This window comes from Flavobacterium sp. (assembly GCF_041392005.1).
Lineage (GTDB): Bacteria > Bacteroidota > Bacteroidia > Flavobacteriales > Flavobacteriaceae > Flavobacterium.
The window spans coordinates 24,409-44,823 of the sequence record NZ_JAWKMX010000018.1 but is presented as its reverse complement, the minus strand read 5'-3'; the positions used below and the strand labels follow the sequence as shown (position 1 = coordinate 44,823).

General features: G+C 32.2%; 17 protein-coding genes. 12 read left to right on the top strand and 5 right to left on the bottom strand.

The features are described 5' to 3' along the window. The first annotated feature begins 33 nt into the window (after positions 1–33). Together R2808_RS08925 and R2808_RS08920 are read left to right on the top strand one after the other, a co-directional pair. The gene (locus R2808_RS08925) at positions 34–3,234 is read left to right on the top strand and encodes an efflux RND transporter permease subunit (protein WP_371270628.1); all 3,201 of its coding nucleotides are present in this window, start codon (positions 34–36) and stop codon (positions 3,232–3,234) included. Positions 3,235–3,245: 11 nt separating this feature from the next. After that, the gene (locus tag R2808_RS08920) at positions 3,246–3,434 is read left to right on the top strand and encodes a DUF2892 domain-containing protein (RefSeq protein ID WP_371270627.1); all 189 of its coding nucleotides are present in this window, start codon (positions 3,246–3,248) and stop codon (positions 3,432–3,434) included. Positions 3,435–3,483: 49 nt separating this feature from the next. Here the strand turns inward: R2808_RS08920 and R2808_RS08915 are convergent, their stop codons facing one another. After that, complete coding sequence (locus tag R2808_RS08915; RefSeq protein ID WP_371270626.1) at positions 3,484–3,801, bottom strand: YbjQ family protein; 318 nt, start codon at positions 3,799–3,801, stop codon at positions 3,484–3,486. Positions 3,802–3,918: 117 nt separating this feature from the next. Here R2808_RS08915 and ffh point away from each other — a divergent pair, with 117 nt between their 5' ends. Both ffh and R2808_RS08905 read left to right on the top strand, forming a co-directional pair. Then, positions 3,919–5,259, top strand: coding sequence for a signal recognition particle protein (gene ffh, locus R2808_RS08910; RefSeq protein WP_371270624.1), 1,341 nt, complete (start codon positions 3,919–3,921; stop codon positions 5,257–5,259). Between the two features lie 56 nt (positions 5,260–5,315). Then, entirely contained in the window at positions 5,316–6,191 is an 876-nt protein-coding gene (locus R2808_RS08905; protein WP_371270623.1) for a bifunctional 5,10-methylenetetrahydrofolate dehydrogenase/5,10-methenyltetrahydrofolate cyclohydrolase, read from the top strand. Between the two features lie 55 nt (positions 6,192–6,246). Here R2808_RS08905 and R2808_RS08900 read toward each other — a convergent pair whose 3' ends face one another. Continuing rightward, positions 6,247–6,441, bottom strand: coding sequence for a hypothetical protein (locus R2808_RS08900; protein ID WP_371270622.1), 195 nt, complete (start codon positions 6,439–6,441; stop codon positions 6,247–6,249). A gap of 77 nt (positions 6,442–6,518) precedes the next feature. Beyond that, positions 6,519–8,114 (bottom strand): peptide chain release factor 3, encoded by a 1,596-nt coding sequence (locus tag R2808_RS08895; RefSeq protein ID WP_371270620.1) that lies wholly within the window; start codon positions 8,112–8,114, stop codon positions 6,519–6,521. 150 nt (positions 8,115–8,264) lie between these two features. Here R2808_RS08895 and R2808_RS08890 point away from each other — a divergent pair, with 150 nt between their 5' ends. The 5 genes from R2808_RS08890 to R2808_RS08870 are packed head-to-tail and all read left to right on the top strand — an operon-like array spanning position 8,265 to position 13,852. Further along, on the top strand, positions 8,265–10,235 hold the full coding sequence (locus R2808_RS08890; RefSeq protein WP_371270619.1) for a peptidylprolyl isomerase: 1,971 nt from the start codon (positions 8,265–8,267) through the stop codon (positions 10,233–10,235). Further along, a complete protein-coding gene (locus R2808_RS08885) occupies positions 10,235–11,086 on the top strand; it encodes a hypothetical protein (protein ID WP_371270618.1) in 852 nt (283 codons plus the stop codon). The genes R2808_RS08890 and R2808_RS08885 overlap by 1 nt, the downstream gene beginning before the upstream one ends. Continuing rightward, positions 11,061–12,419 (top strand): peptidylprolyl isomerase, encoded by a 1,359-nt coding sequence (locus R2808_RS08880; protein ID WP_371270617.1) that lies wholly within the window; start codon positions 11,061–11,063, stop codon positions 12,417–12,419. The genes R2808_RS08885 and R2808_RS08880 overlap by 26 nt, the downstream gene beginning before the upstream one ends. Positions 12,420–12,479: 60 nt before the next feature. Continuing rightward, a complete protein-coding gene (locus R2808_RS08875; RefSeq protein WP_371270616.1) occupies positions 12,480–13,433 on the top strand; it encodes an AAA family ATPase in 954 nt (317 codons plus the stop codon). Next, positions 13,433–13,852, top strand: coding sequence for a GNAT family N-acetyltransferase (locus R2808_RS08870; RefSeq protein WP_371270615.1), 420 nt, complete (start codon positions 13,433–13,435; stop codon positions 13,850–13,852). Before R2808_RS08875 ends, R2808_RS08870 begins: the two co-directional genes overlap by 1 nt. On the opposite strand, the gene R2808_RS08865 is transcribed toward R2808_RS08870, so the two are convergent. Beyond that, a complete protein-coding gene (locus R2808_RS08865; RefSeq protein WP_371270614.1) occupies positions 13,849–14,985 on the bottom strand; it encodes a hypothetical protein in 1,137 nt (378 codons plus the stop codon). The genes R2808_RS08870 and R2808_RS08865 overlap by 4 nt on opposite strands. A 32-nt stretch (positions 14,986–15,017) precedes the next feature. Here R2808_RS08865 and R2808_RS08860 point away from each other — a divergent pair, with 32 nt between their 5' ends. Both R2808_RS08860 and R2808_RS08855 read left to right on the top strand, forming a co-directional pair. Further along, positions 15,018–16,127 (top strand): acyltransferase family protein, encoded by a 1,110-nt coding sequence (locus R2808_RS08860; RefSeq protein ID WP_371270613.1) that lies wholly within the window; start codon positions 15,018–15,020, stop codon positions 16,125–16,127. A 231-nt stretch (positions 16,128–16,358) separates the two neighbouring features. Further along, positions 16,359–18,623 carry an aconitate hydratase gene (locus tag R2808_RS08855; RefSeq protein WP_371270612.1) on the top strand — a complete coding sequence of 755 codons (2,265 nt, stop codon included), beginning with the start codon at positions 16,359–16,361 and terminating at the stop codon, positions 18,621–18,623. A 574-nt stretch (positions 18,624–19,197) separates the two neighbouring features. On the opposite strand, the gene R2808_RS08850 is transcribed toward R2808_RS08855, so the two are convergent. Beyond that, positions 19,198–19,722, bottom strand: a complete 525-nt coding sequence (locus R2808_RS08850) for a hypothetical protein (RefSeq protein ID WP_371270611.1) — start codon at positions 19,720–19,722, stop codon at positions 19,198–19,200. A gap of 258 nt (positions 19,723–19,980) precedes the next feature. Between R2808_RS08850 and R2808_RS08845 the strand changes: the two genes are divergently transcribed. After that, on the top strand, positions 19,981–20,409 hold the full coding sequence (locus R2808_RS08845; protein ID WP_371270610.1) for a type II 3-dehydroquinate dehydratase: 429 nt from the start codon (positions 19,981–19,983) through the stop codon (positions 20,407–20,409). Positions 20,410–20,415 lie beyond the last annotated feature (6 nt).

Sequence of the window (20,415 nt, the reverse complement as noted above, 5' to 3'; positions counted from 1 at the left end):
ATTGACACATCGACACATTAACACATTAAGATTATGCAAGAAGGTATATCAGGTAAAATAGCCAATTTTTTCATCAACTCAAAACTAACCATTTTATTAATGGTAGCCTTGATGATTATTGGTACATATAGTTCGTTCTTAATTCCAAGAGAAGAAGAACCACAAATCAATGTTCCTATGGCCGATGTTATGGTCATGTATCCAGGAGCAAATCCAAGTGAAGTAGAAAATAGAGTAGTTAAACCACTTGAGAAAATTATTGGTAACATAAAAGGAGTAGAGCATATTCATAGTATGGCATTTAACGGCTATTCGATGATGGTGGTTCAGTTCTATGTAGGTGAAAATAGCGAAGATTCGTATGTGAAATTATACGATGAGCTAATGAAACACCAAGATATGTTTCCAGAAGGCGTGATGCAACCAGTTGTTAAAACACGTTCTATTGACGATGTTCCAATGCTTGGTTTAACATTATGGAGTGAAAATTACGATGATTTTCAATTGCGTCAGTTAGCCGAAGAAGTGACTAACGAAATTGAAAAAGTAAAAGATGTTGCCATTACCAAAGAAATAGGCGGTAGAACACGTGAGCTTAAAGTTGTTTTAGATATTGCTAAAATGGCTGAAAATGGGGTAGACGCACTAAGCATTATGCAAATGATAAAAGCCAATAATGGTAGTTCGCAATCAGGAGCTTTTGTGCAAAACGATCAAGAATATTTAGTTACTACGGGTAAGTTTTTAGCAAATACAGAAGATGTTGAAAATTTAGTTGTGGGTGTGAATAAAAACATGCCGGTTTACTTAAAACAAGTGGCAACTATTCAAGACGGACCACAAACGCCGAAGAACTATGTTTCTTTTGGATATGGAAAAGCTAATGAGAATTTCAAATCTCACAACTCTGAATATCCAGCGGTAACTATTTCAGTTGCCAAAGTAAAAGGTGCTGATGCGATGAAGATTTCTGAGAAAATCTTAACGCATGTTGAAGAATTGAAGAAAAACTTAATTCCATCAGATGTTCATGTTGAAATTACACGTAACTATGGAGAAACCGCATCGCACAAAGTAGGCGAGTTGTTGTTACACTTAGGTGTGGCAATTTTGGCGGTTACTATTTTGGTTATGTTAGCTATGGGTTGGCGTGGTGGATTGGTTGTATTCTTCTCTGTTCCATTAACGTTTGCTTTAACATTGTTTAGTTATTATATGCTAGGATATACCTTAAACCGAATCACGCTGTTTGCATTAGTATTTGTGGTAGGTATAGTAGTAGATGATAGTATCATTATTGCTGAAAACATGCACCGACATTTTAAGATGAAGCGTCTTCCATTTAAACAAGCAGCTATATATGCAATTAATGAGGTAGGCAACCCAACAATCTTAGCAACTTTTACCGTTATTGCGGCTATTTTACCTATGGCATTTGTAAGTGGTATGATGGGGCCTTATATGAGTCCGATGCCTATTGGAGCTTCAATTGCCATGTTATTGTCTTTATTTGTTGCATTAACGGTAACGCCCTATTTAGGATATCATTTGTTACAAGAAAAAGAGGATCAAGAACATAAAGAAGAACAAGGATTAGAAACATCTTGGATTTATAAAATCTATAAAAAGTTAGAGCAACCATTATTAGATAGTTCATCTGTAAAAAGAAATGTAATGTTTGCCATTACCATCTTATTATTATTAGGTTCTGTTGCCATGTTCTTCACTAAATCGGTAGCAGTAAAAATGTTACCATTTGATAATAAAAACGAATTTCAAGTAGTCATTGATATGCCCGAAGGCACTACATTAGAAAGAACAGCTGCAGTTACCAAAGAAATAGCGCAATATCTTTCAACCGTTCCAGAAGTTGTAGATTATCAAAATTATATTGGCGCATCGGCACCGATTACTTTTAACGGTTTAGTACGTCATTATGATATGCGTGGCGGCAGTAATATGGCCGATATTCAGGTAAACTTATTACATAAAGAAGATCGAGATTTACAAAGCCATGATATTGCTAAAATTGTTCGTCCAGAAGTTCAAAAAATTGCTAAAAAATATGGTGCTAATGTAAAAATAGTTGAAGTGCCACCAGGACCACCTGTATTATCTACATTGGTTGCTGAGGTTTACGGACCCGATTATAAACAACAGATTGAAGTTACTAATCAAGTAAAAACTATTCTTGATAATACTTCAGATGTAGTTGATATCGATTGGATGGTGGAAGCACCGCAAGTAGAATACAAATTGGAAGTAGATAAAGAAAAAGCGATGTTGAATGGAATTGCGCCACAACAAATAGTAGGAAATTTAACGTATTTACTTCGTGAAATGCCTGTTTCAAATTTATATGATGAACGTTCGGTTGATCCGGTTGGAATAGTACTCACGCTAGATGATGCTGAAAAAACCTCGATTAAGGACATTCAAAATTTAAAAATAAAAGGCAATCAAGGCAATGTGGTTCCAGTAAGCGATTTGGTAAAAGTAAAAGTAGATACGTTACAAAATGCCATTTATCGTAAAGATCAAAAAAGAGTGGTATATGTTTTAGCCGATATGGCTGGAGCATTAGAAAGTCCTGTGTATGCAATTTTAGGAATGAATGAAAAGTTACAAAAAATGAATTTGCCTAAAGGGTATGCTGTAAATGAAATATATATGGGACAACCCGAATCGGAAACTGATTTTACTGTAAAATGGGATGGTGAATGGCAAATTACACTTGAAGTATTCCGCGATTTAGGCGCTGCTTTCTTAGTAGTAATTATAGTAATATATATGTTAATTGTAGGTTGGTTTCAAAACTTTAAAACGCCAATGGTAATGATGGTTGCTATTCCATTATCGTTGGTAGGTATTGTTTTAGGTCACTGGTTATTGGGTGCTTTCTTTACTGCTACTTCGTTTATTGGAATGATAGCCTTAGCGGGTGTAATGGTGCGAAATTCAGTACTATTGATTGACTTTATCGAAATTCGATTAAACGATGGCATTCCTTTAAAACAAGCTATAATTGAAGCAGGTGCCGTTCGTACAACACCTATTTTATTAACAACGGGTGCAGTAGTCATTGGCGCATCAATTATATTATTTGATCCAATTTTTCAAGGATTAGCCATTTCATTAGTTGCTGGCGCCATAGTTTCAACATTATTAACCTTATTAGTTGTACCGTTGATATATTACATTACCGAACGCAAAAAATGGGAAAATAATAACTAAAATAAATACAAATGATTAATAGAATTATTAGAGCTATTGCTGGAACATTTATTATTATAAGTGTACTATTAGCTATGTACGTCAATCAAAATTGGCTATGGTTTACCATTTTTGTTGGTGCTAACTTATTACAGTCCGCTTTTACAAAATGGTGTTTAATGGAAGATATACTTCGAAAAGTATTTAAAATTAAAGACTAACAAGCTTAATTAAAAATACCATCAATTATTGATGGTATTTTTAATTTATTTAGCCATTATTCGTTCTTGTTTTAAGAATTTTTACTGCAGTTCCCGATATAAAAACCGTGATAAAATTGGATGCCGTAAAATCAATATCAACTTTAATACCAACAACAGCATTGGCGTTTAACTTGTCAGCATTTTCTTTTAAATGCTCAAATGCTTTTGTTTTAACTTCATCAATACTTTCGCTAATTCCGTCATAAAACTTTTGCATGTTAAATGTCATTGTCATTTTTTGTGCATTTACAGCCGTTCCAGAAACAATATCTATATATTCGGCAATGGTAAATCCTTCAATGGAGTTGGTGGTGGTTAAAATCATACAATAAAAATTAGTAATATTTTTCAAAAGTAGTTTTTTTTATGTAGTAATCAAAAACTAAACTTTTGAAACTAATACCGAATATACTATCTTTGCAAATTATAAAAAATCATCATTATGTTTGATAATTTAACCGATAAGTTAGACAAAGCGTTTCATATACTAAAAGGTCATGGCAAAATTACCGATGTAAACGTTGCCGATACTTTAAAAGAAGTTCGTCGTGCATTATTAGATGCCGATGTTAACTTTAAAATTGCAAAAGATTTTACCACTCGCGTAAAAGAAAAAGCAATAGGTTCAGATGTATTAACAACCTTACAGCCAGGACAATTAATGGTTAAAATCGTTAAAGACGAATTAACCGAATTAATGGGTGGCGAAACCGCTGGTGTAAATTTATCAGGAAATCCTTCAATTATTTTGATGTCTGGTTTACAAGGTTCTGGTAAAACAACCTTTTCTGGAAAATTGGCCAATTTTTTAAAGACAAAAAAATCTAAAAAACCTTTATTAGTTGCTTGTGATATTTATCGTCCTGCGGCAATTGATCAGTTGCACGTTGTTGGAGAACAAATAGGTGTAGAGGTTTATTCTGAAAGAGAAAACAAAAATGCAGTTGAAATTGCTCAAAATGCAATTAAATATGCTAAAGCAAACGGATTTAATGTAGTAATTGTCGATACTGCGGGTCGCTTAGCGGTTGATGAACAAATGATGAACGAAATTTCTAATGTTCACAAAGCGATTCAACCACAAGAAACCTTATTTGTTGTGGATTCCATGACAGGTCAAGATGCGGTTAACACAGCGAAAGCCTTTAACGATAGATTAAATTTTGATGGCGTTGTATTAACTAAGTTAGATGGTGATACACGTGGTGGAGCTGCTATTTCAATTAAATCGGTGGTTAATAAACCCATTAAATTCATTGGTACTGGCGAAAAAATGGAAGCCATTGATGTATTCCATCCTTCACGTATGGCCGATCGTATTTTAGGAATGGGTGACGTAGTTTCGTTAGTTGAACGAGCACAAGAGCAATACGATGAAGAAGAAGCTCGTAAATTGCAAAAGAAAATTGCTAAGAACGAATTTGGTTTCGACGATTTCTTAACGCAAATTCAGCAAATAAAGAAAATGGGTAACATGAAAGATTTAGTTGGCATGATACCAGGTGCAGGAAAAGCGTTAAAAGATGTTGAAATTGAAGATGATGCTTTTAAACACATAGAAGCTATTATACATTCGATGACACCAATAGAAAGAAGTAAACCTTCTATAATAGACGTAAAACGAAAAAAACGTATTGCAAAAGGTTCTGGCACTAAAATAGAGCAAGTAAACCAATTAATGAAGCAATTTGATCAAATGAGTAAAATGATGAAAATGATGCAAGGTGGTGCAGGTAAAAATTTAATGCGAATGATGGGCAACAAAATGCCAGGAATGCGATAATAAATAGAGACGCTTTTGGCGTCTTTTTTATTTCTAAAACAAAACCAACACACTATATGATTTTATTAGACGGAAAAAAAATATCAGAAGATATTAAAAACGAAATTACAGCCGAAGTAGCCAAAATAAAAGAAAAAGGCGAAAAAGTACCACATTTAGCAGCTATTATTGTAGGTAACGACGGAGCAAGTTTAACCTATGTAAATAGCAAGGTTAAAGCTTGTGAACGTGTAGGTTTCGAATCTACACTTGTAAAAATGCCGAGTACGACTTCAGAAACCGAATTGTTAAAAAAAATTGAAGAACTCAATCAAAATGAAGCTATAGATGGTTTTATTGTACAGCTTCCTTTGCCTGAACAAATTGATACACAAAAAGTGATTATGGCCATAGATCCAAGTAAAGATGTTGACGGCTTTCATCCTGAAAATTTTGGAAAAATGGCATTAGATATGAGTACTTTTATTCCTGCAACACCATTTGGTATTTTAGAACTTTTAGAACGTTATAATGTGGAAACCAAAGGTAAACACACGGTAGTAATTGGTCGTAGTCATATTGTAGGTCGTCCTATGAGTATTTTAATGGGAAGAAAAGGGTTTCCAGGAAATTCAACAGTTACGTTAACACATAGTCATACAAAAAACATTAATCAAATAACCAGTCAGGCCGATATTATTATTACGGCATTAGGTGTGCCAAATTACTTAAAAGCAGAAATGATTAAAGACGATGCCGTTATAATAGATGTAGGAATTACCCGTGTTGCCGATGAAACAACCGAAAAAGGATATAAAATTACAGGCGATGTAGATTTTGAAAACGTATCTAAAAAGGCGTCGTATATTACGCCTGTTCCAGGCGGTGTTGGCCCTATGACAATTGCTATGTTGTTAAAAAACACATTGTTAGCAAGAGAAACTAAAAAATAATGCTATAAAAAAGAGAGTTTTTAAAACTCTCTTTTTTGTAATATTATATTTTTTATTATTGTTTTAAAGTTTTAAACTTTTTATAAAAACCAAACGCTAAAACAATTCCAGCCATTGCTAACCAAATTACATAAGTGTTAATTGGTGTTTCAAAATCATCGTCGCCATCTGGATTTGGCTGTGCAAAACCAACAAAACTTACTAACAACGTTATAACTAAAAGTTTGATTTTTAAAAGAGTAGATTTCATGTTTTCAGTAATTAAATTAATTTAAGATAGCACAATATTACTAAAAAAACTAATAATTAACAATATTTTTTAAAAAATTATTGCTTTCTATAATCTGATGTAAAATATAGTTTTACACTAGGGTATTTTTGTTGTGTCATTTGTATAGAAAACTCGCTATCGGCAAGAAAAACTAATTGCTTTTGTTTATCGTGGCCTAAAAATTTTTGCTTTACACGTAAAAATTCAGTAAACTCTTCGTTTTTAGGGTCGTCTGGTTTTACCCAACAAGCTTTATGCGCAGGAAAATTTTCATAGGTGCACTTTGCTCCGTACTCGTGCTCTAGCCTGTATTGTATAACTTCATATTGTAAGGCACCAACTGTTCCTATTACTTTTCTACCATTCATTTCAAGTGTAAAGAGCTGCGCAACACCTTCGTCCATTAATTGGTCAATTCCTTTTTCTAATTGTTTCGATTTTAGTGGGTCGGCGTTGTTAATATAACGAAAATGCTCTGGCGAAAAACTAGGAATACCTTTAAAATTCATTATTTCGCCTTCAGTTAGCGTGTCACCAATTTTAAAGTTTCCAGTGTCGTGTAATCCCACAATATCTCCAGGATACGAAATATCTACAACTTCTTTTTTCTCGGCAAAAAAAGCGTTTGGACTCGAAAATTTTAATTTTTTATTTAAACGAACGTGTAAATAATTAGTATTGCGTTCAAAAGTTCCCGAAACAATTTTTATGAAAGCCAATCTATCGCGATGTTTAGGATCCATATTGGCGTGAATTTTAAAAACAAAACCAGAAAATGCTTTTTCATCGGGTTTTACTAATCGTGTGTCCGATTCTTTTGGTCGTGGTTGTGGCGCAATTTCAATAAAGCAGTCTAATAATTCTCGAACTCCAAAATTATTTAGAGCAGAACCAAAAAATACAGGTTGTAAATTTCCATTTAAATATTCTTCTCTGTTAAAATTAGGATAAACTTCTGCAACTAATTCTAGTTCTTCTCTAAGTTTATTGGCTGCTTTCTCGCCTACAATTTTATCCAGTTCGGGGTTTGCAACATCATCAAAGGCAATGGTTTCTTCAATGTCTTTTCTGCTGTCGCCTGTAAAAAGGTTTATGTTTTTTTCCCAAATATTATAAATTCCTTTAAAATCGTAACCCATTCCTATAGGAAAACTTAAAGGCGTAACTGTTAATTTTAATTTTTGTTCAATTTCATCTAGCAAATCGAAAGCGTCTTTACCTTCGCGGTCTAGTTTGTTAATAAAAACAATCATAGGAATGCTGCGCATTCTGCAAACTTCAACTAGTTTTTCGGTTTGTTCTTCTACACCTTTTGCTACGTCAATTACAACAATTACACTATCTACGGCGGTTAAGGTTCTAAAGGTGTCTTCGGCAAAATCTTTATGCCCAGGTGTGTCTAAAATGTTGATTTTTTTACCTTTATAAATAAACGCTAAAACAGAAGTAGCAACCGAGATTCCACGTTGGCGTTCAATTTCCATAAAATCGGAAGTAGCTCCTTTTTTTATTTTATTGCTTTTTACAGCACCTGCTTCCTGAATAGCCCCACCAAAAAGTAGTAGTTTTTCGGTTAAAGTTGTTTTACCAGCATCGGGATGCGATATAATACCAAAGGTTCTTCGTTTTGCTATTTCGTTTAAAAAACTCATTTTAAAAAATTTGTGCAAAAGTAGGGTATTCTATTTAATCTTAAAAACGACTGGCAACATTCGAAACTAAAATTTTGTTAATACATAGTATTACTATTGTTAAATACAGATGAATTACTATTTTTGTTCGTTCGAATTAAATTTATCAAAATGAAAAATATATTCTTTACATTATTAATCTTCTTATTAGGTATTGTGGGGTTTGCTCAAAACAATAAAAAAGAAACCTTGTTTACAATAAATGATAAACCCTATTATACAGACGATTTTTCAAGAGTTTATAAAAAGAATCTAAATTTAGTGAAAGACGATTCTCAAAAAAATTTAGACAACTATTTAGATTTATATGTTGGTTATAAATTAAAGGTTGCAAAAGCAAAACAATTAGGTTTAGACAATGAAGATAAATACAAAGCCGAGTTAAAATCGTACAGAACGCAATTAGCAAAAAATTACTTAAACGATTCAAAAGTAACCGACGAGCTGGTTAACGAAGCTTACAACAGAACTACCGAAGAAGTAAAAGCCTCGCATATTTTAATTTTAGTAGAGCAAAATGCTACTCCAGCCGATACACTTAAAGCCTACAATAAATTGGTAACTATTAAAAATAAAATAGATAAAGGAGCAGACTTTTCTGAAATGGCATATCAATTCTCAGAAGATCCATCGGCAAAAAATAATAAAGGCGATTTGGGTTATTTTTCTGTTTTTAAAATGGTTTATCCCTTTGAAAATGCTGCTTATACTACACCGGTAGGTAAAGTGTCGAATATTTTTAGAACTCGTTTTGGCTATCATATTTTAAAAGTTGAAGACAAACGCGAAAATAGAGGCGATGTACAAGTAAAGCACATTATGCTTTTGCTTCCTAAAGGAGCCGATAAAGCTACAGCCGATAAAGTAGAACAAAACATTATTGATATTTCTAAAAAAATTAAACAAGGCGAAAGCTTTGAAGAATTAGCCAAACAACTTTCTGATGATAAATCGACGGCATCAAAAGGAGGTTTGTTACAGCGCTTTAGCTCTGGAGAGTTAACCTCTAAAGAGTTTGAAGATGTAGCCTTTTCGTTAAGAAAACCAGAAGAAGTATCAGAGCCATTTCAGTCGCAATTTGGCTGGCATATTATAAAATTAGTTAATCGATATCCTATTAAATCGTTTGAAGACAGTAAAATTGAGTTGGAAAATCGTATTAAAAACGATGTGCGTTCAGTAAAAATAACCAATTTTTTACATGAAAAACTACGCAAAAAATATAGTGTTCAGCGCAATAATGAACTTTATAATGCCATTGCCAAAACGGTAACCGATTCTGTTTATAGCAATAAATGGAAACAACCACAAAATGTAAAACCTTTCGAGACTACTTTATTAACCATAAATACTGATAAAAAAGTTTCAGGAGTAGCTTTTTTACAGTACATAGCCGCACAACAAAAGGGAAAATTACAAACAAAACCAGTTGGTAATTTAGTAGCCGAACTGTACGAAAATTTTGTAAACAACGAGTTGGTTACCTATTATGATGATAATTTAGAAACAGAATTCCCAGAATTTCATTATGTAATGGAAGAATATCGAGATGGTTTATTACTGTTTGATTTAATGGAAAAACAAATTTGGGACAAAGCCAAAAATGATAGCATTGGCTTACAACAATTTTACAATACTAATAAAAATAAGTATATGTGGAAAAATAGATATAAACTAGATATTTATTCTTCTACCGATAAAGCTGCTATAGAAAAAGCTAGAAAATATTTGAAAAAAGGAAAATCAATCGATTACATAAAAGAAAAACTTAACACAAACGATAAAATTACAATTATTACAAAGTCGGGTCAATTTGAAGAAGATTATGAAGCTATTCCAGAACTTCAAATAAAGAAAAAAGGTATTACAGATGTGGCACAAAAAGGTAACTATTATTTTGTTGCTAATGTTGCCGAAGTTTTGCCTAGCCAACCTAAGACTATAGACGAGTGTAAAGGAAAACTAGTAAGCGATTATCAACAATATTTAGAAGAAAATTGGGTTTCCGATTTAAAGAAAGAATTTAACGTTAACATAAACACAGCCGTTTTTGAAAAGGTTAAAAAAGAATTACAGCTATAATGTTTAAATTTTCACTATACATAGTCGTTGTTCTTTTTTTTGCATCGTGTAATTATTTTACCACAGCAAAAGAACCCGAAGCGGTAGCACGTGTAGGGAGTACTTTCTTGTATAAAAACGACATTCAAAACTTAGTGCCTAAAGGCACATCGGCTAAAGATAGCGTAGCCATAATACAAACTTATATAAAAAATTGGGCAACCAAAATTTTATTATTAGACGCAGCCGAAGTTAACCTAAATAGCGATAAAGTTTCTGAATATAACCGATTAATAGAAGACTATAAAACCGATTTGTTTACTAAAGGTTATTTAGAACAAATGGTTATTAGAACAGTAGATACAACGGTTACAAATGAGCAAATAAGCACCTACTATCAGCAAAACAAACAATATTTTAAAAATGCAAACGAATTGGTAAAACTACGCTATGTAAATTTAGTTAAAGAAAACCCAAATATTGAAAAAATTAGAAGTCAATTAACTTCCTTTACCAAAAAAGATAAAAACGAATTAAATGACCTAAGCATTCAGTTTAAAAGTTATGCACTAAACGATTCGGTTTGGGTAGATGTTAACCAAGTTTTTGAGAAAATTCCAGTAATTAATTTAGAAAACAAATCGCAATATATTAGTAGAGCTAATAGTTTTCAAATTTCCGACTCTACTTCGGTTTGGTTAGTTAAAATTGTAGATGTTTTGCCCGAAAATGCGCCAACACCTTTACAATTTTTAAAACCAACCATAAAACAAATTATTGTAAATAAAAGAAAATTAGAATTAGTAAAAAAAATAGAAACAGAAATTACAAATGACGCCATTAAAGATGAAAAATTTGAAATCTATAATTAAAATAACACTCGTATTATTTTGTATTAGTCATGTTGCTTTTGCACAGCCTAATAACAAGAAAAAAATAGATGGAGTAGTAGCCGTAGTAGGAGAATATGTTGTGCTAGATTCCGATATAGATTTAGAATTTATACAATTAAAAGCGCAAGGTGTAGATGCTAAAAATATTACCCGTTGCGAAATGCTAGGTAAATTACTAGAAGATCGTTTGTATGCACACCAAGCTATTCAAGATAGTATTATAGTTAGCAATGAAGAAGTAGAAGATATTTTACGTCAACAACTAGATGCTATTAAAGAGCAAGAAGGAAGTTTAGAACAAATTATTAAATTTTATAATAAAAAAAATGAAGAAGATTTAAGAACGCACTTTTTCGATGTTATAAAAATGAACAAGTTAACTTCTGAAATGCAAAAAAAAATTGTAAAAGATGTAGAAGTAACACCCGAAGAAGTTCGTAGTTTTTTTAAAGAAATTCCGCAAGATGAAATTCCTGTTTTTGGGCAAGAAGTAGAAGTGGCGCAAATTGTAATAAAACCAAAAGTTTCAGAAGAAGCCAAGCTAGCTACTATAAACAAATTAAAACAACTACGACAAGAAATATTAGACGGTTCTAGTTTCTTTTCAAAAGCCGTTTTGTTTTCACAAGATCCAGGTTCTAGTTCAAACGGAGGTTTCTACAAAATGAACCGCAAAACACCTTTTGTAAAAGAATTTAAAGATGTAGCTTTTAGTTTACAAGAAGGCGAAATATCGGAACCTTTTGAAACCGAATTTGGTTACCATATTATAATGGTAGAAAAAATTAAAGGACAAGACGTAGAGTTACGCCATATTTTAATAAAACCCGAAGTTTCTACCGAAGCACTTAAAGAGGCAAAAGAACGCATTGAAGCAATTAGAACAAAAGTTTTAAACAAAGAAATTACCTTTGCCGAAGCTGCAAAATCAGAATCAGACGAAAAAGAAACTAGAAACAGTGGAGGCGTACTGTATAATCCGCGTACTATGGAAACCAAGTTTGAATTAACAAAAATGGATCCATCGCTATACAACAAAATTGTCGATTTAAAAGTAGGTGAAATTTCGCAACCCTATTTCGAAAATGAACGAAACGAACAATACTATAAAATTCTAACTTTAAATAGTAAAACGCCAGAGCATAAAGCCGAATTTGCTAGCGATTACTTAAAAATTAAAGAATTAGCACTAACCGATAAACAATTTAAAGAAGTAGGTAAATGGATGGAAGAAAAAATTAACGAAACTTATATTAGTATCGATAAAGAATACCAAAATTGTGAATTTTCGAACAATTGGTTTAAAAAATAAATAATGTAAAGTAATTTCTTTCATTTTTATTACTTTAGTTAAAATTTATACAAAAAAATTATGTCTGATGTAAACGTTATCGAACAATTAGTTCAAAAACAAAACGCTTTAAAAAAAGAAATAGCAAAAGTAATTGTAGGTCAAGACGAAGTAATTAACCAAGTAGTGTTAAGTATCTTTGCTGGAGGACATGCCCTTTTAATAGGTGTGCCAGGACTTGCTAAAACCTTAATGGTTAATACCATTTCACAAGTTTTAGGGCTCAATTTTAAACGCATACAGTTTACACCCGATTTAATGCCGTCGGACATTTTAGGAAGTGAAATTTTAGACGAAAACAGAAACTTTAAATTTATAAAAGGCCCCATTTTTTCCAATATTATTTTAGCAGACGAAATTAATCGTACACCACCTAAAACACAAGCCGCTTTGCTAGAAGCCATGCAAGAAAGGGCTGTTACTGTGGCAGGCCATCATTATAAATTAGATTTGCCTTATTTTGTGCTTGCTACGCAAAACCCAATTGAGCAAGAAGGAACTTACCCGTTACCAGAAGCACAATTAGACCGCTTTATGTTTGCGATAAAACTTGATTATCCTTCTTTTGAAGAGGAAGTAGCAGTTGTAAAAGCGACTACAAGTAATACAAAGAATGAAGTTTCATCATTATTTACTGCCGAAGAAATAACTAATTTTCAAAACACTATACGCAAAATTCCTGTTGCCGATAATGTTGTTGAATATGCCGTTACCTTAGTAAGCAAAACTAGACCCGATAATAGCTTGGCACCAGGTTTTGTTAAAACTTATATCGATTGGGGAGCTGGACCTCGTGCTTCGCAAAATTTAATATTAGCAGCAAAAACCCAAGCGGCTTTAAACGGAAAATTCTCGCCAGATATTGAAGATATTCAAGCGGTTGCATTTGGTATTTTACGTCATAGAATTGTAAAAAATTACAAAGCCGATGCCGAAGGTATTTCGGAAGAGGATATTATTAAAAAATTATTTTAATGCCTGAGTTGGTTATTGAGTACCAAATAGAAAATGATTTAAGTGTTGATGAGTTTAAGCAAATTTTAATTCAATCAACACTAGCAGAAAGAAGACCAATAACGGAAGAAGACCGATTAAAAGACATGCTAAAACATGCTAATTTAATTGTTACGGCTCGGTATAATGGCAAATTAATTGGCGTTAGTCGTTCGTTAACCGATTTTTCCTTTTGCACGTATTTATCTGACTTAGCCGTTAATCTTGAATTTCAACATAAAGGGATTGGTAAAGCATTAATACAACATACCAAATTAGCAGCACCTTTGGCAAAAATTATCTTATTAGCCGCACCAGATGCGGTTAATTATTATCCTAAAATAGGTATGACACATTTTGAGTTTTGTTACTTTTTAAAAGAAATAAACGATTTGCATTAATTGTTAGATTGCTTCAATTTCTCATCTAATTCTTTATCATAAAAAAACAAAAACATACTTCCCATCATATCTTGATCAATTTTAGAAGTATTGTTAACGTCTAAAATTAATTCGTATTCGTGGTTAACATATAACCAAACACCTTCTTTTGAAGAAAAAGGCGCTACTTTTACTAAACCAATTTTGTCTTTGTAATTTTCAATTTTACTAGTAAAAATAGTTTTGTTTTCAGTTTTGTCATACAAGCTAATTTGTGTAGCAAACGGATGAACATGAATTGCGGCAGTATGCAAACACAAACTATCTTTAATTTGTAATTGCGAGTTTATAAAACTGCGATATGTTTTTTTTCCATTCGGAATTACCCAATGTCCCGAAAGCATATTGCCATTATTGTCGGTTTCGGTGTGGTTTTTAGTTTCAACAGGTACACATTGGTTGTTGCCTACATCGGTTGGCGATTTATAAGGGTCATATTTGTCAAAAGGAAGTCGTATGTAGGTAATTTTATTTTGTAAAGGCTTTTGCAAACCATTATATTTTTCATAATCAATAGTAATACAATGTTTTATTTTTTTAGTAATTGGACTAATGTTTTGGTTTAAAGCTTCAGACATTACAAATAAAGGTTCGTTACCTTTAATAATAAAACCGTAACCTTTAGGAAAGGAAAATTCTTCAAATCCACTAGATAATGAAGTAAGCCTTGGAAATTGTTTTCCTATTCTGTTGTGTAAATTAAAAGCGGTGTAATAACTCTTGTCGTTTAAATCGATATTCATATGACAAATAAATTCTTTTGAAACGCTTTTTAATGTAGTGGCATCTACAGCTTCAATTTTAAAACCAGTAATTACATATACATCATCAGAATTGTTAAGTTGTATAACTCTTGAAACTTTTGGTCCTTCCATCGATTTGTAAATGCCATCAATAAGCAAAGTAGGTGTTACAAGCTTAAATTGATGGTTGTTTTCGGTAATATTCCAGTTGTTGTCTATAAAACCAAGTGTATGATACACGTGCGTTTTAACAATTGCTTTGTGCCTGTTTGAAAGAAAATAGTAGGTTGTTGTTCCAAAAATACTCGAAACAATTAAACAAAAAAGCAGGTATTTATATATCTTTGGCAAACAGATTGGTATTGAATAACAAAAATACAATAATGCAAGCAATCTTTACATCAAATACTAGAATTTTTGGACTCGATTTGGTTAGAGCAACCGCAATAATTTGTGTACTTATTTCGCATTTGTATTATGTTTTAAACGATTATTATCCGTTTTTAATGATGATAAGTGGAGTGTTTGGGTATTTTGGTGTTGAACTTTTTTTTGTTTTAAGCGGATTTTTAATAGGAACTATTCTTCTCGATAGTTTTGTAAATCAAGCTTTTAGTTTTTCGGCTGTTGTAAATTTTTTAAAACGTAGGTGGTTCAGAACTTTACCCGCGTATTATTTGGTTTTAGTATTAAATATTATAATTGCATTTTGGTTTCAGTACGATTACAATAATGTTTTGAAGTATTTCTTTTTTATACAAAATTTCTCGTATTACGATATTGGTATATTTAAAGAATCGTGGAGTTTATCTGTAGAAGAATGGACGTATTTAAGCATTCCAGTTCTTTTGCTTGGCATTGCTCAGTTTTTTAAAACAAGCAGAAAAAAAATGTTCTTAGCATTAATTTTACTGCTTATTTTTATGTTTCATACTATTCGTTATATATCGTACATACAAAACCCTATAAAAGATTTAGAAATTTGGAATGTAACTATAAAATCGGTTGTAATTTATAGAATAGATGCCATACTTTGGGGGTTTATTGTAGCGTGGTGTTATAAGTATTATGCGGTTTGGCTTAAAAAACTAAGTATTTATTTTTTTATAATAGCTGTTCATTTATTTTTGGCTCAATTTCTTGTGCTAAATGTGTTGGGTTTTACTATTGTTTCGAGCCCAGTATATTTTAATGTTTTTTATTTTACGCTAACGTCTGTAACCATAACAATGTTGTTACCCGTATTTGTGTTTTGGACGAAAACAATAAAGTGGCTACAACTTCCAGTAACATTTATTAGTAAAATATCATACAGTATGTATCTACTGCATTATAGCATAATTTCGGTGCTATTAAAATATTCTTTTTCTTATTTTAACGTAACATTGTCAAGTGTATTTATAACCGTATTATATTTTTCAATTACCATTTTATTATCGTATTTTTTATATACTTTTTTTGAAAAACCAATAATGAATTTACGCGATAAATAGAATTACGAATTATTTTATGAAACACCTTTTGTAAAATTATTAAAAACTTCTTTTAAAAATAGTAATTTATTAATAAAAGCACTTTTTTTGCATTAAAAATTATAATATTATCATTAAAATCGATTTTTTGCAAACAAAATCTTTTATAAAATAAGACTTTATTAAAAATTTTTAAATATCGTTTAGATTTGTTAAATTTGTGGCACTTTAACAAAAATAAAAACTTGTACTATGGCTTTTGATATTGAAATGATTAAAAAAGTGTACGCAAATATGCCTTCGCGAGTAGATAAAGCACGCGAAATTGTAGGGCATCCACTTACACTTTCCGAAAAAATATTATACTCTCATTTATGGGATGGTAACCCTACAACAGCTTTTAAAAGAGGTAAAGATTACGTAGATTTTGCTCCCGATAGAATTGCTTGTCAAGATGCAACGGCTCAAATGGCATTGTTGCAATTTATGCACGCAGGAAAAAACAAAGTGGCAGTTCCCACAACAGTGCATTGCGATCATTTAATTCAAGCAAAAGTTGGTGCAGCAACCGATTTAAAAACTGCAAAATCACAATCAAGCGAAGTGTTCGATTTTTTATCATCGGTTTCAAATAAATACGGAATAGGCTTTTGGAAACCAGGTTCAGGAATTATTCATCAAATTGTGCTAGAAAACTATGCTTTTCCTGGTGGAATGATGATTGGTACCGATTCGCACACGGTAAATGCTGGAGGCTTAGGAATGGTTGCTATAGGTGTTGGTGGTGCCGATGCTGTAGATGTAATGGCAGGAATGTCGTGGGAATTGAAATTTCCGAAATTAATTGGTGTAAAATTAACCGGAAAATTAAACGGATGGACTGCACCTAAAGATGTTATTTTAAAAGTTGCCGATATTTTAACCGTAAAAGGTGGAACAGGCGCTATAGTTGAATATTTTGGCGAAGGTGCAAAATCAATGTCGTGTACAGGTAAAGGTACTATTTGTAATATGGGAGCCGAAATTGGTGCAACAACATCAACTTTCGGTTACGACGATTCTATGCGTCGTTATTTAGCTGCTACAGGCCGTCAAGATGTTGTAGATGCAGCCGATAAAGTTGCTTCATACTTAACTGGCGATGACGAGGTTTACGCCAATCCAGAAAAATATTTCGATGAATTAATTGAAATTAACTTATCAGAACTAGAACCTCATATTAACGGACCGTTCACTCCAGATAGAGGAACACCCGTTTCTAAAATGAAAGAAGAAGCCGAGAAAAACGGTTGGCCAATTAAAGTAGAGTGGGGCTTAATAGGGTCGTGTACAAACTCTTCTTATGAAGATATGTCGCGCGCTGCTTCAATAGTAGAGCAAGCTGTAGAAAACCATATTTCGCCAAAGGCTGAGTTTGGTATTAATCCAGGTTCCGAACAAATTCGCTTTACTATAGAAAGAGACGGTATTATTGAAACTTTCGAAAAATTAGGAACTAAAGTGTTTACGAATGCTTGTGGTCCTTGTATTGGTCAATGGGATAGAGAAGGTGCCGATAAACAAGAGAAAAACACCATTGTGCACTCGTTTAACCGTAATTTTTCGAAACGTGCCGATGGTAACCCTAATACACACGCTTTTGTAACGTCGCCAGAAATGGTTGCTGCTTTAGCAATTTCGGGTCGTTTAGATTTTAACCCAATAACCGATACGTTATTAAACGATAACGGAGAAGCTATAAAATTAAACCCACCAAAAGGAGAAGAATTACCTACTAAAGGTTTCGATGTAGATGATCCAGGTTTTCAAGCGCCCGCAGAAGATGGTTCTTCGGTACAAGTAATGGTAAGTCCAAGTTCAGAACGCTTACAGTTGTTAGCTCCTTTTAAACCTTGGGACGGAAAAAATATTACAAATGCAAAATTGCTTATAAAAGCTTTTGGCAAATGTACTACCGATCATATTTCTATGGCGGGTCCTTGGTTGCGTTATCGCGGACATTTAGATAATATTTCGAATAATATGTTAATAGGTGCGGTTAATGCTTTTAATCAGCAAACTAATAAAGTAAAAAATCAGCTAACAGGTACTTACGATGCTGTTCCAGCGGTTCAAAGAGCATATAAAGCAGCTGGAGTTCCTACAATTGTAGTAGGCGATCATAACTATGGAGAAGGTTCTTCTCGTGAGCATGCTGCTATGGAGCCTCGTCATTTAGGAGTTAGAGCTGTTTTGGTTAAATCGTTTGCTCGTATTCATGAAACCAATCTTAAAAAACAAGGAATGTTAGCATTAACATTTGCTAATGAAGCAGATTACGATAAAATTAAGGAAGACGACACTATTAATTTCTTAGATTTAACCGAATTTGCACCAGGTAAACCACTAACATTAGAATTTGTTCATATAGATGGTTCTAAAGATATTATTGTGGCTAACCATACATACAATGAAGGGCAAATAGAATGGTTTAAAGCAGGTTCTGCACTAAACTTAATTGCAGCAGGAAAAGCTTAAGATTATTTATTTAGAATTCTAATAAAAAAACGCCCTTTTGGGCGTTTTTTTATGGTTTAAAACTTCGATTGTATTAATTACGTGCTATTTAATAAAATGTATTTTTGTTTCAATAGTAAGTTAAAATGTTTTTTGTAATAAAATCATGTAAAATATTTATTGCGCAATTAAACAATTTTCAATACAAATTCTCTTTATTTCGATTCTATATATACTCGAAAAGCAATAGAGTATTAAAATTTGATTTTACTATTCAGTTGAGAAAAATAATTATATAAACTCGTAGTGCATTTAGAAGCTAAAAGTTATTAAGCGACGTCACTTCGAGTAATTTTTCGTAGTAAAGCGAAGAAAAATTTTATCGAGAAGTATTAAATTGTAAGTTCTCGATACATTTCTTAGATAAATTTTATGCAAATTTACCCAAGAAATACTCGAACTGACGAAATAAACCAATAAAATTTTCTAAATGCACTACGGGGTATGTAAGTAGTAAAATACTATAACGGTATTTATAAAAACAAAAAAATCCGAGCATTGCTCGGATTTTTACTATAATTACTTTTTCTAAATATTAGAAGTGTAAAGCGAAACCAACGTTAAATTGGAACACACCTTTATCTGTATAATTATCATTTAATGAATGATTATATCTTACACCAGGCTCAATAGATACGTTTTGACCTAAAAACCAAGCATAACCAGCACCAACACCTAACCACATTGGGTTTTCGTCAGCATCTTTAATTGAAGCACCAGTTAAATCTAAAGTTACAGGAATCATACTTTTAACATAATATTTTGCACCAACACGGTAAGAAAATACATTAGAGTCATCAACGCTGTTTCCACCATAGCCTAAACCAGCTTTGATTGCTAAATCGTCAATAACGAAATAACCACCATCTAATCCAATATTGTACATAGACTCACCATCTTGAGATGAAAAATAAAAACCTGTATTACCTAACATTGCGTTTCCAGTGTTAGCTTCGATTAACCATTTTCCTTCAGAAGTTTGACCACTTTCTGTTTTCTCTTGAGCTTGAACACTCATAAAACCTAAAACTGCTATTGCAGCAAATAATACTTTTTTCATGTTTAGTTTAATTTTTAAAGTTATGGTGCAAATTTACTCTTTTTTTTTTATTTGCAAGCATATAATATAAAATCTCTGTTGAATAATATTCGAAACGTGTTAAACGACTGTTAATCAGTATTTTGTTTTTTAAATTTTTATCTAATGTACAAGTTTTAATCAGTTTTAAAGGTGTAAAAGTGATCTGAAATGTAAATAAAATACTAATAAATCTGCTTTTCAAGCTATCATTTTGCTATTTTTACCAAAAAAACAGTTATGAAGTTAGCAATACTAAATGGTCCTAATCTTAACTTATTAGGAAAAAGAGAAACCGAGTTGTATGGTAACATTTCTTTTGAACGTTATTTATCGTATTTAACAGATACGTATAAAAGTGTTAGTTTTAGTTTTTTTCAATCGAATATAGAAGGAGAGCTTATTACTAAACTACACGAAGTTGGCTTTTCATACGACGGTATTATTTTAAACGCAGGTGCTTATACCCACACTTCTATAGGTATTAGCGATGCTATTAAAAGTATTCATGCTCCTGTTATAGAGGTACATATTACCAATACTTTTTCTAGAGAAAGTTTTCGTCATCAATCGTACATTTCGCCAAATGCAAAAGGTGTTATTATTGGTTTTGGCTTACAAAGTTACGAGTTGGCTGTTCAATCGTTTTTATTACATCAAAACAATTAATTTAGT

What these genes read in the sequence shown, in the direction of transcription:
- R2808_RS08905 (WP_371270623.1), top strand. Translation starts at nt 5,316, where the DNA reads ATGATTTTATTAGACGGAAAAAAAATATCAGAAGATATTAAAAACGAA.
- R2808_RS08915 (WP_371270626.1), bottom strand. Translation starts at nt 3,801, where the DNA reads ATGATTTTAACCACCACCAACTCCATTGAAGGATTTACCATTGCCGAA.
- R2808_RS08860 (WP_371270613.1), top strand. Translation starts at nt 15,018, where the DNA reads ATGCAAGCAATCTTTACATCAAATACTAGAATTTTTGGACTCGATTTG.
- R2808_RS08920 (WP_371270627.1), top strand. Translation starts at nt 3,246, where the DNA reads ATGATTAATAGAATTATTAGAGCTATTGCTGGAACATTTATTATTATA.
- R2808_RS08895 (WP_371270620.1), bottom strand. Translation starts at nt 8,114, where the DNA reads ATGAGTTTTTTAAACGAAATAGCAAAACGAAGAACCTTTGGTATTATA.
- R2808_RS08925 (WP_371270628.1), top strand. Translation starts at nt 34, where the DNA reads ATGCAAGAAGGTATATCAGGTAAAATAGCCAATTTTTTCATCAACTCA.
- R2808_RS08850 (WP_371270611.1), bottom strand. Translation starts at nt 19,722, where the DNA reads ATGAAAAAAGTATTATTTGCTGCAATAGCAGTTTTAGGTTTTATGAGT.
- ffh (WP_371270624.1), top strand. Translation starts at nt 3,919, where the DNA reads ATGTTTGATAATTTAACCGATAAGTTAGACAAAGCGTTTCATATACTA.
- R2808_RS08880 (WP_371270617.1), top strand. Translation starts at nt 11,061, where the DNA reads ATGAAAAATTTGAAATCTATAATTAAAATAACACTCGTATTATTTTGT.
- R2808_RS08855 (WP_371270612.1), top strand. Translation starts at nt 16,359, where the DNA reads ATGGCTTTTGATATTGAAATGATTAAAAAAGTGTACGCAAATATGCCT.
- R2808_RS08845 (WP_371270610.1), top strand. Translation starts at nt 19,981, where the DNA reads ATGAAGTTAGCAATACTAAATGGTCCTAATCTTAACTTATTAGGAAAA.
- R2808_RS08885 (WP_371270618.1), top strand. Translation starts at nt 10,235, where the DNA reads ATGTTTAAATTTTCACTATACATAGTCGTTGTTCTTTTTTTTGCATCG.
- R2808_RS08875 (WP_371270616.1), top strand. Translation starts at nt 12,480, where the DNA reads ATGTCTGATGTAAACGTTATCGAACAATTAGTTCAAAAACAAAACGCT.
- R2808_RS08890 (WP_371270619.1), top strand. Translation starts at nt 8,265, where the DNA reads ATGAAAAATATATTCTTTACATTATTAATCTTCTTATTAGGTATTGTG.
- R2808_RS08900 (WP_371270622.1), bottom strand. Translation starts at nt 6,441, where the DNA reads ATGAAATCTACTCTTTTAAAAATCAAACTTTTAGTTATAACGTTGTTA.
- R2808_RS08870 (WP_371270615.1), top strand. Translation starts at nt 13,433, where the DNA reads ATGCCTGAGTTGGTTATTGAGTACCAAATAGAAAATGATTTAAGTGTT.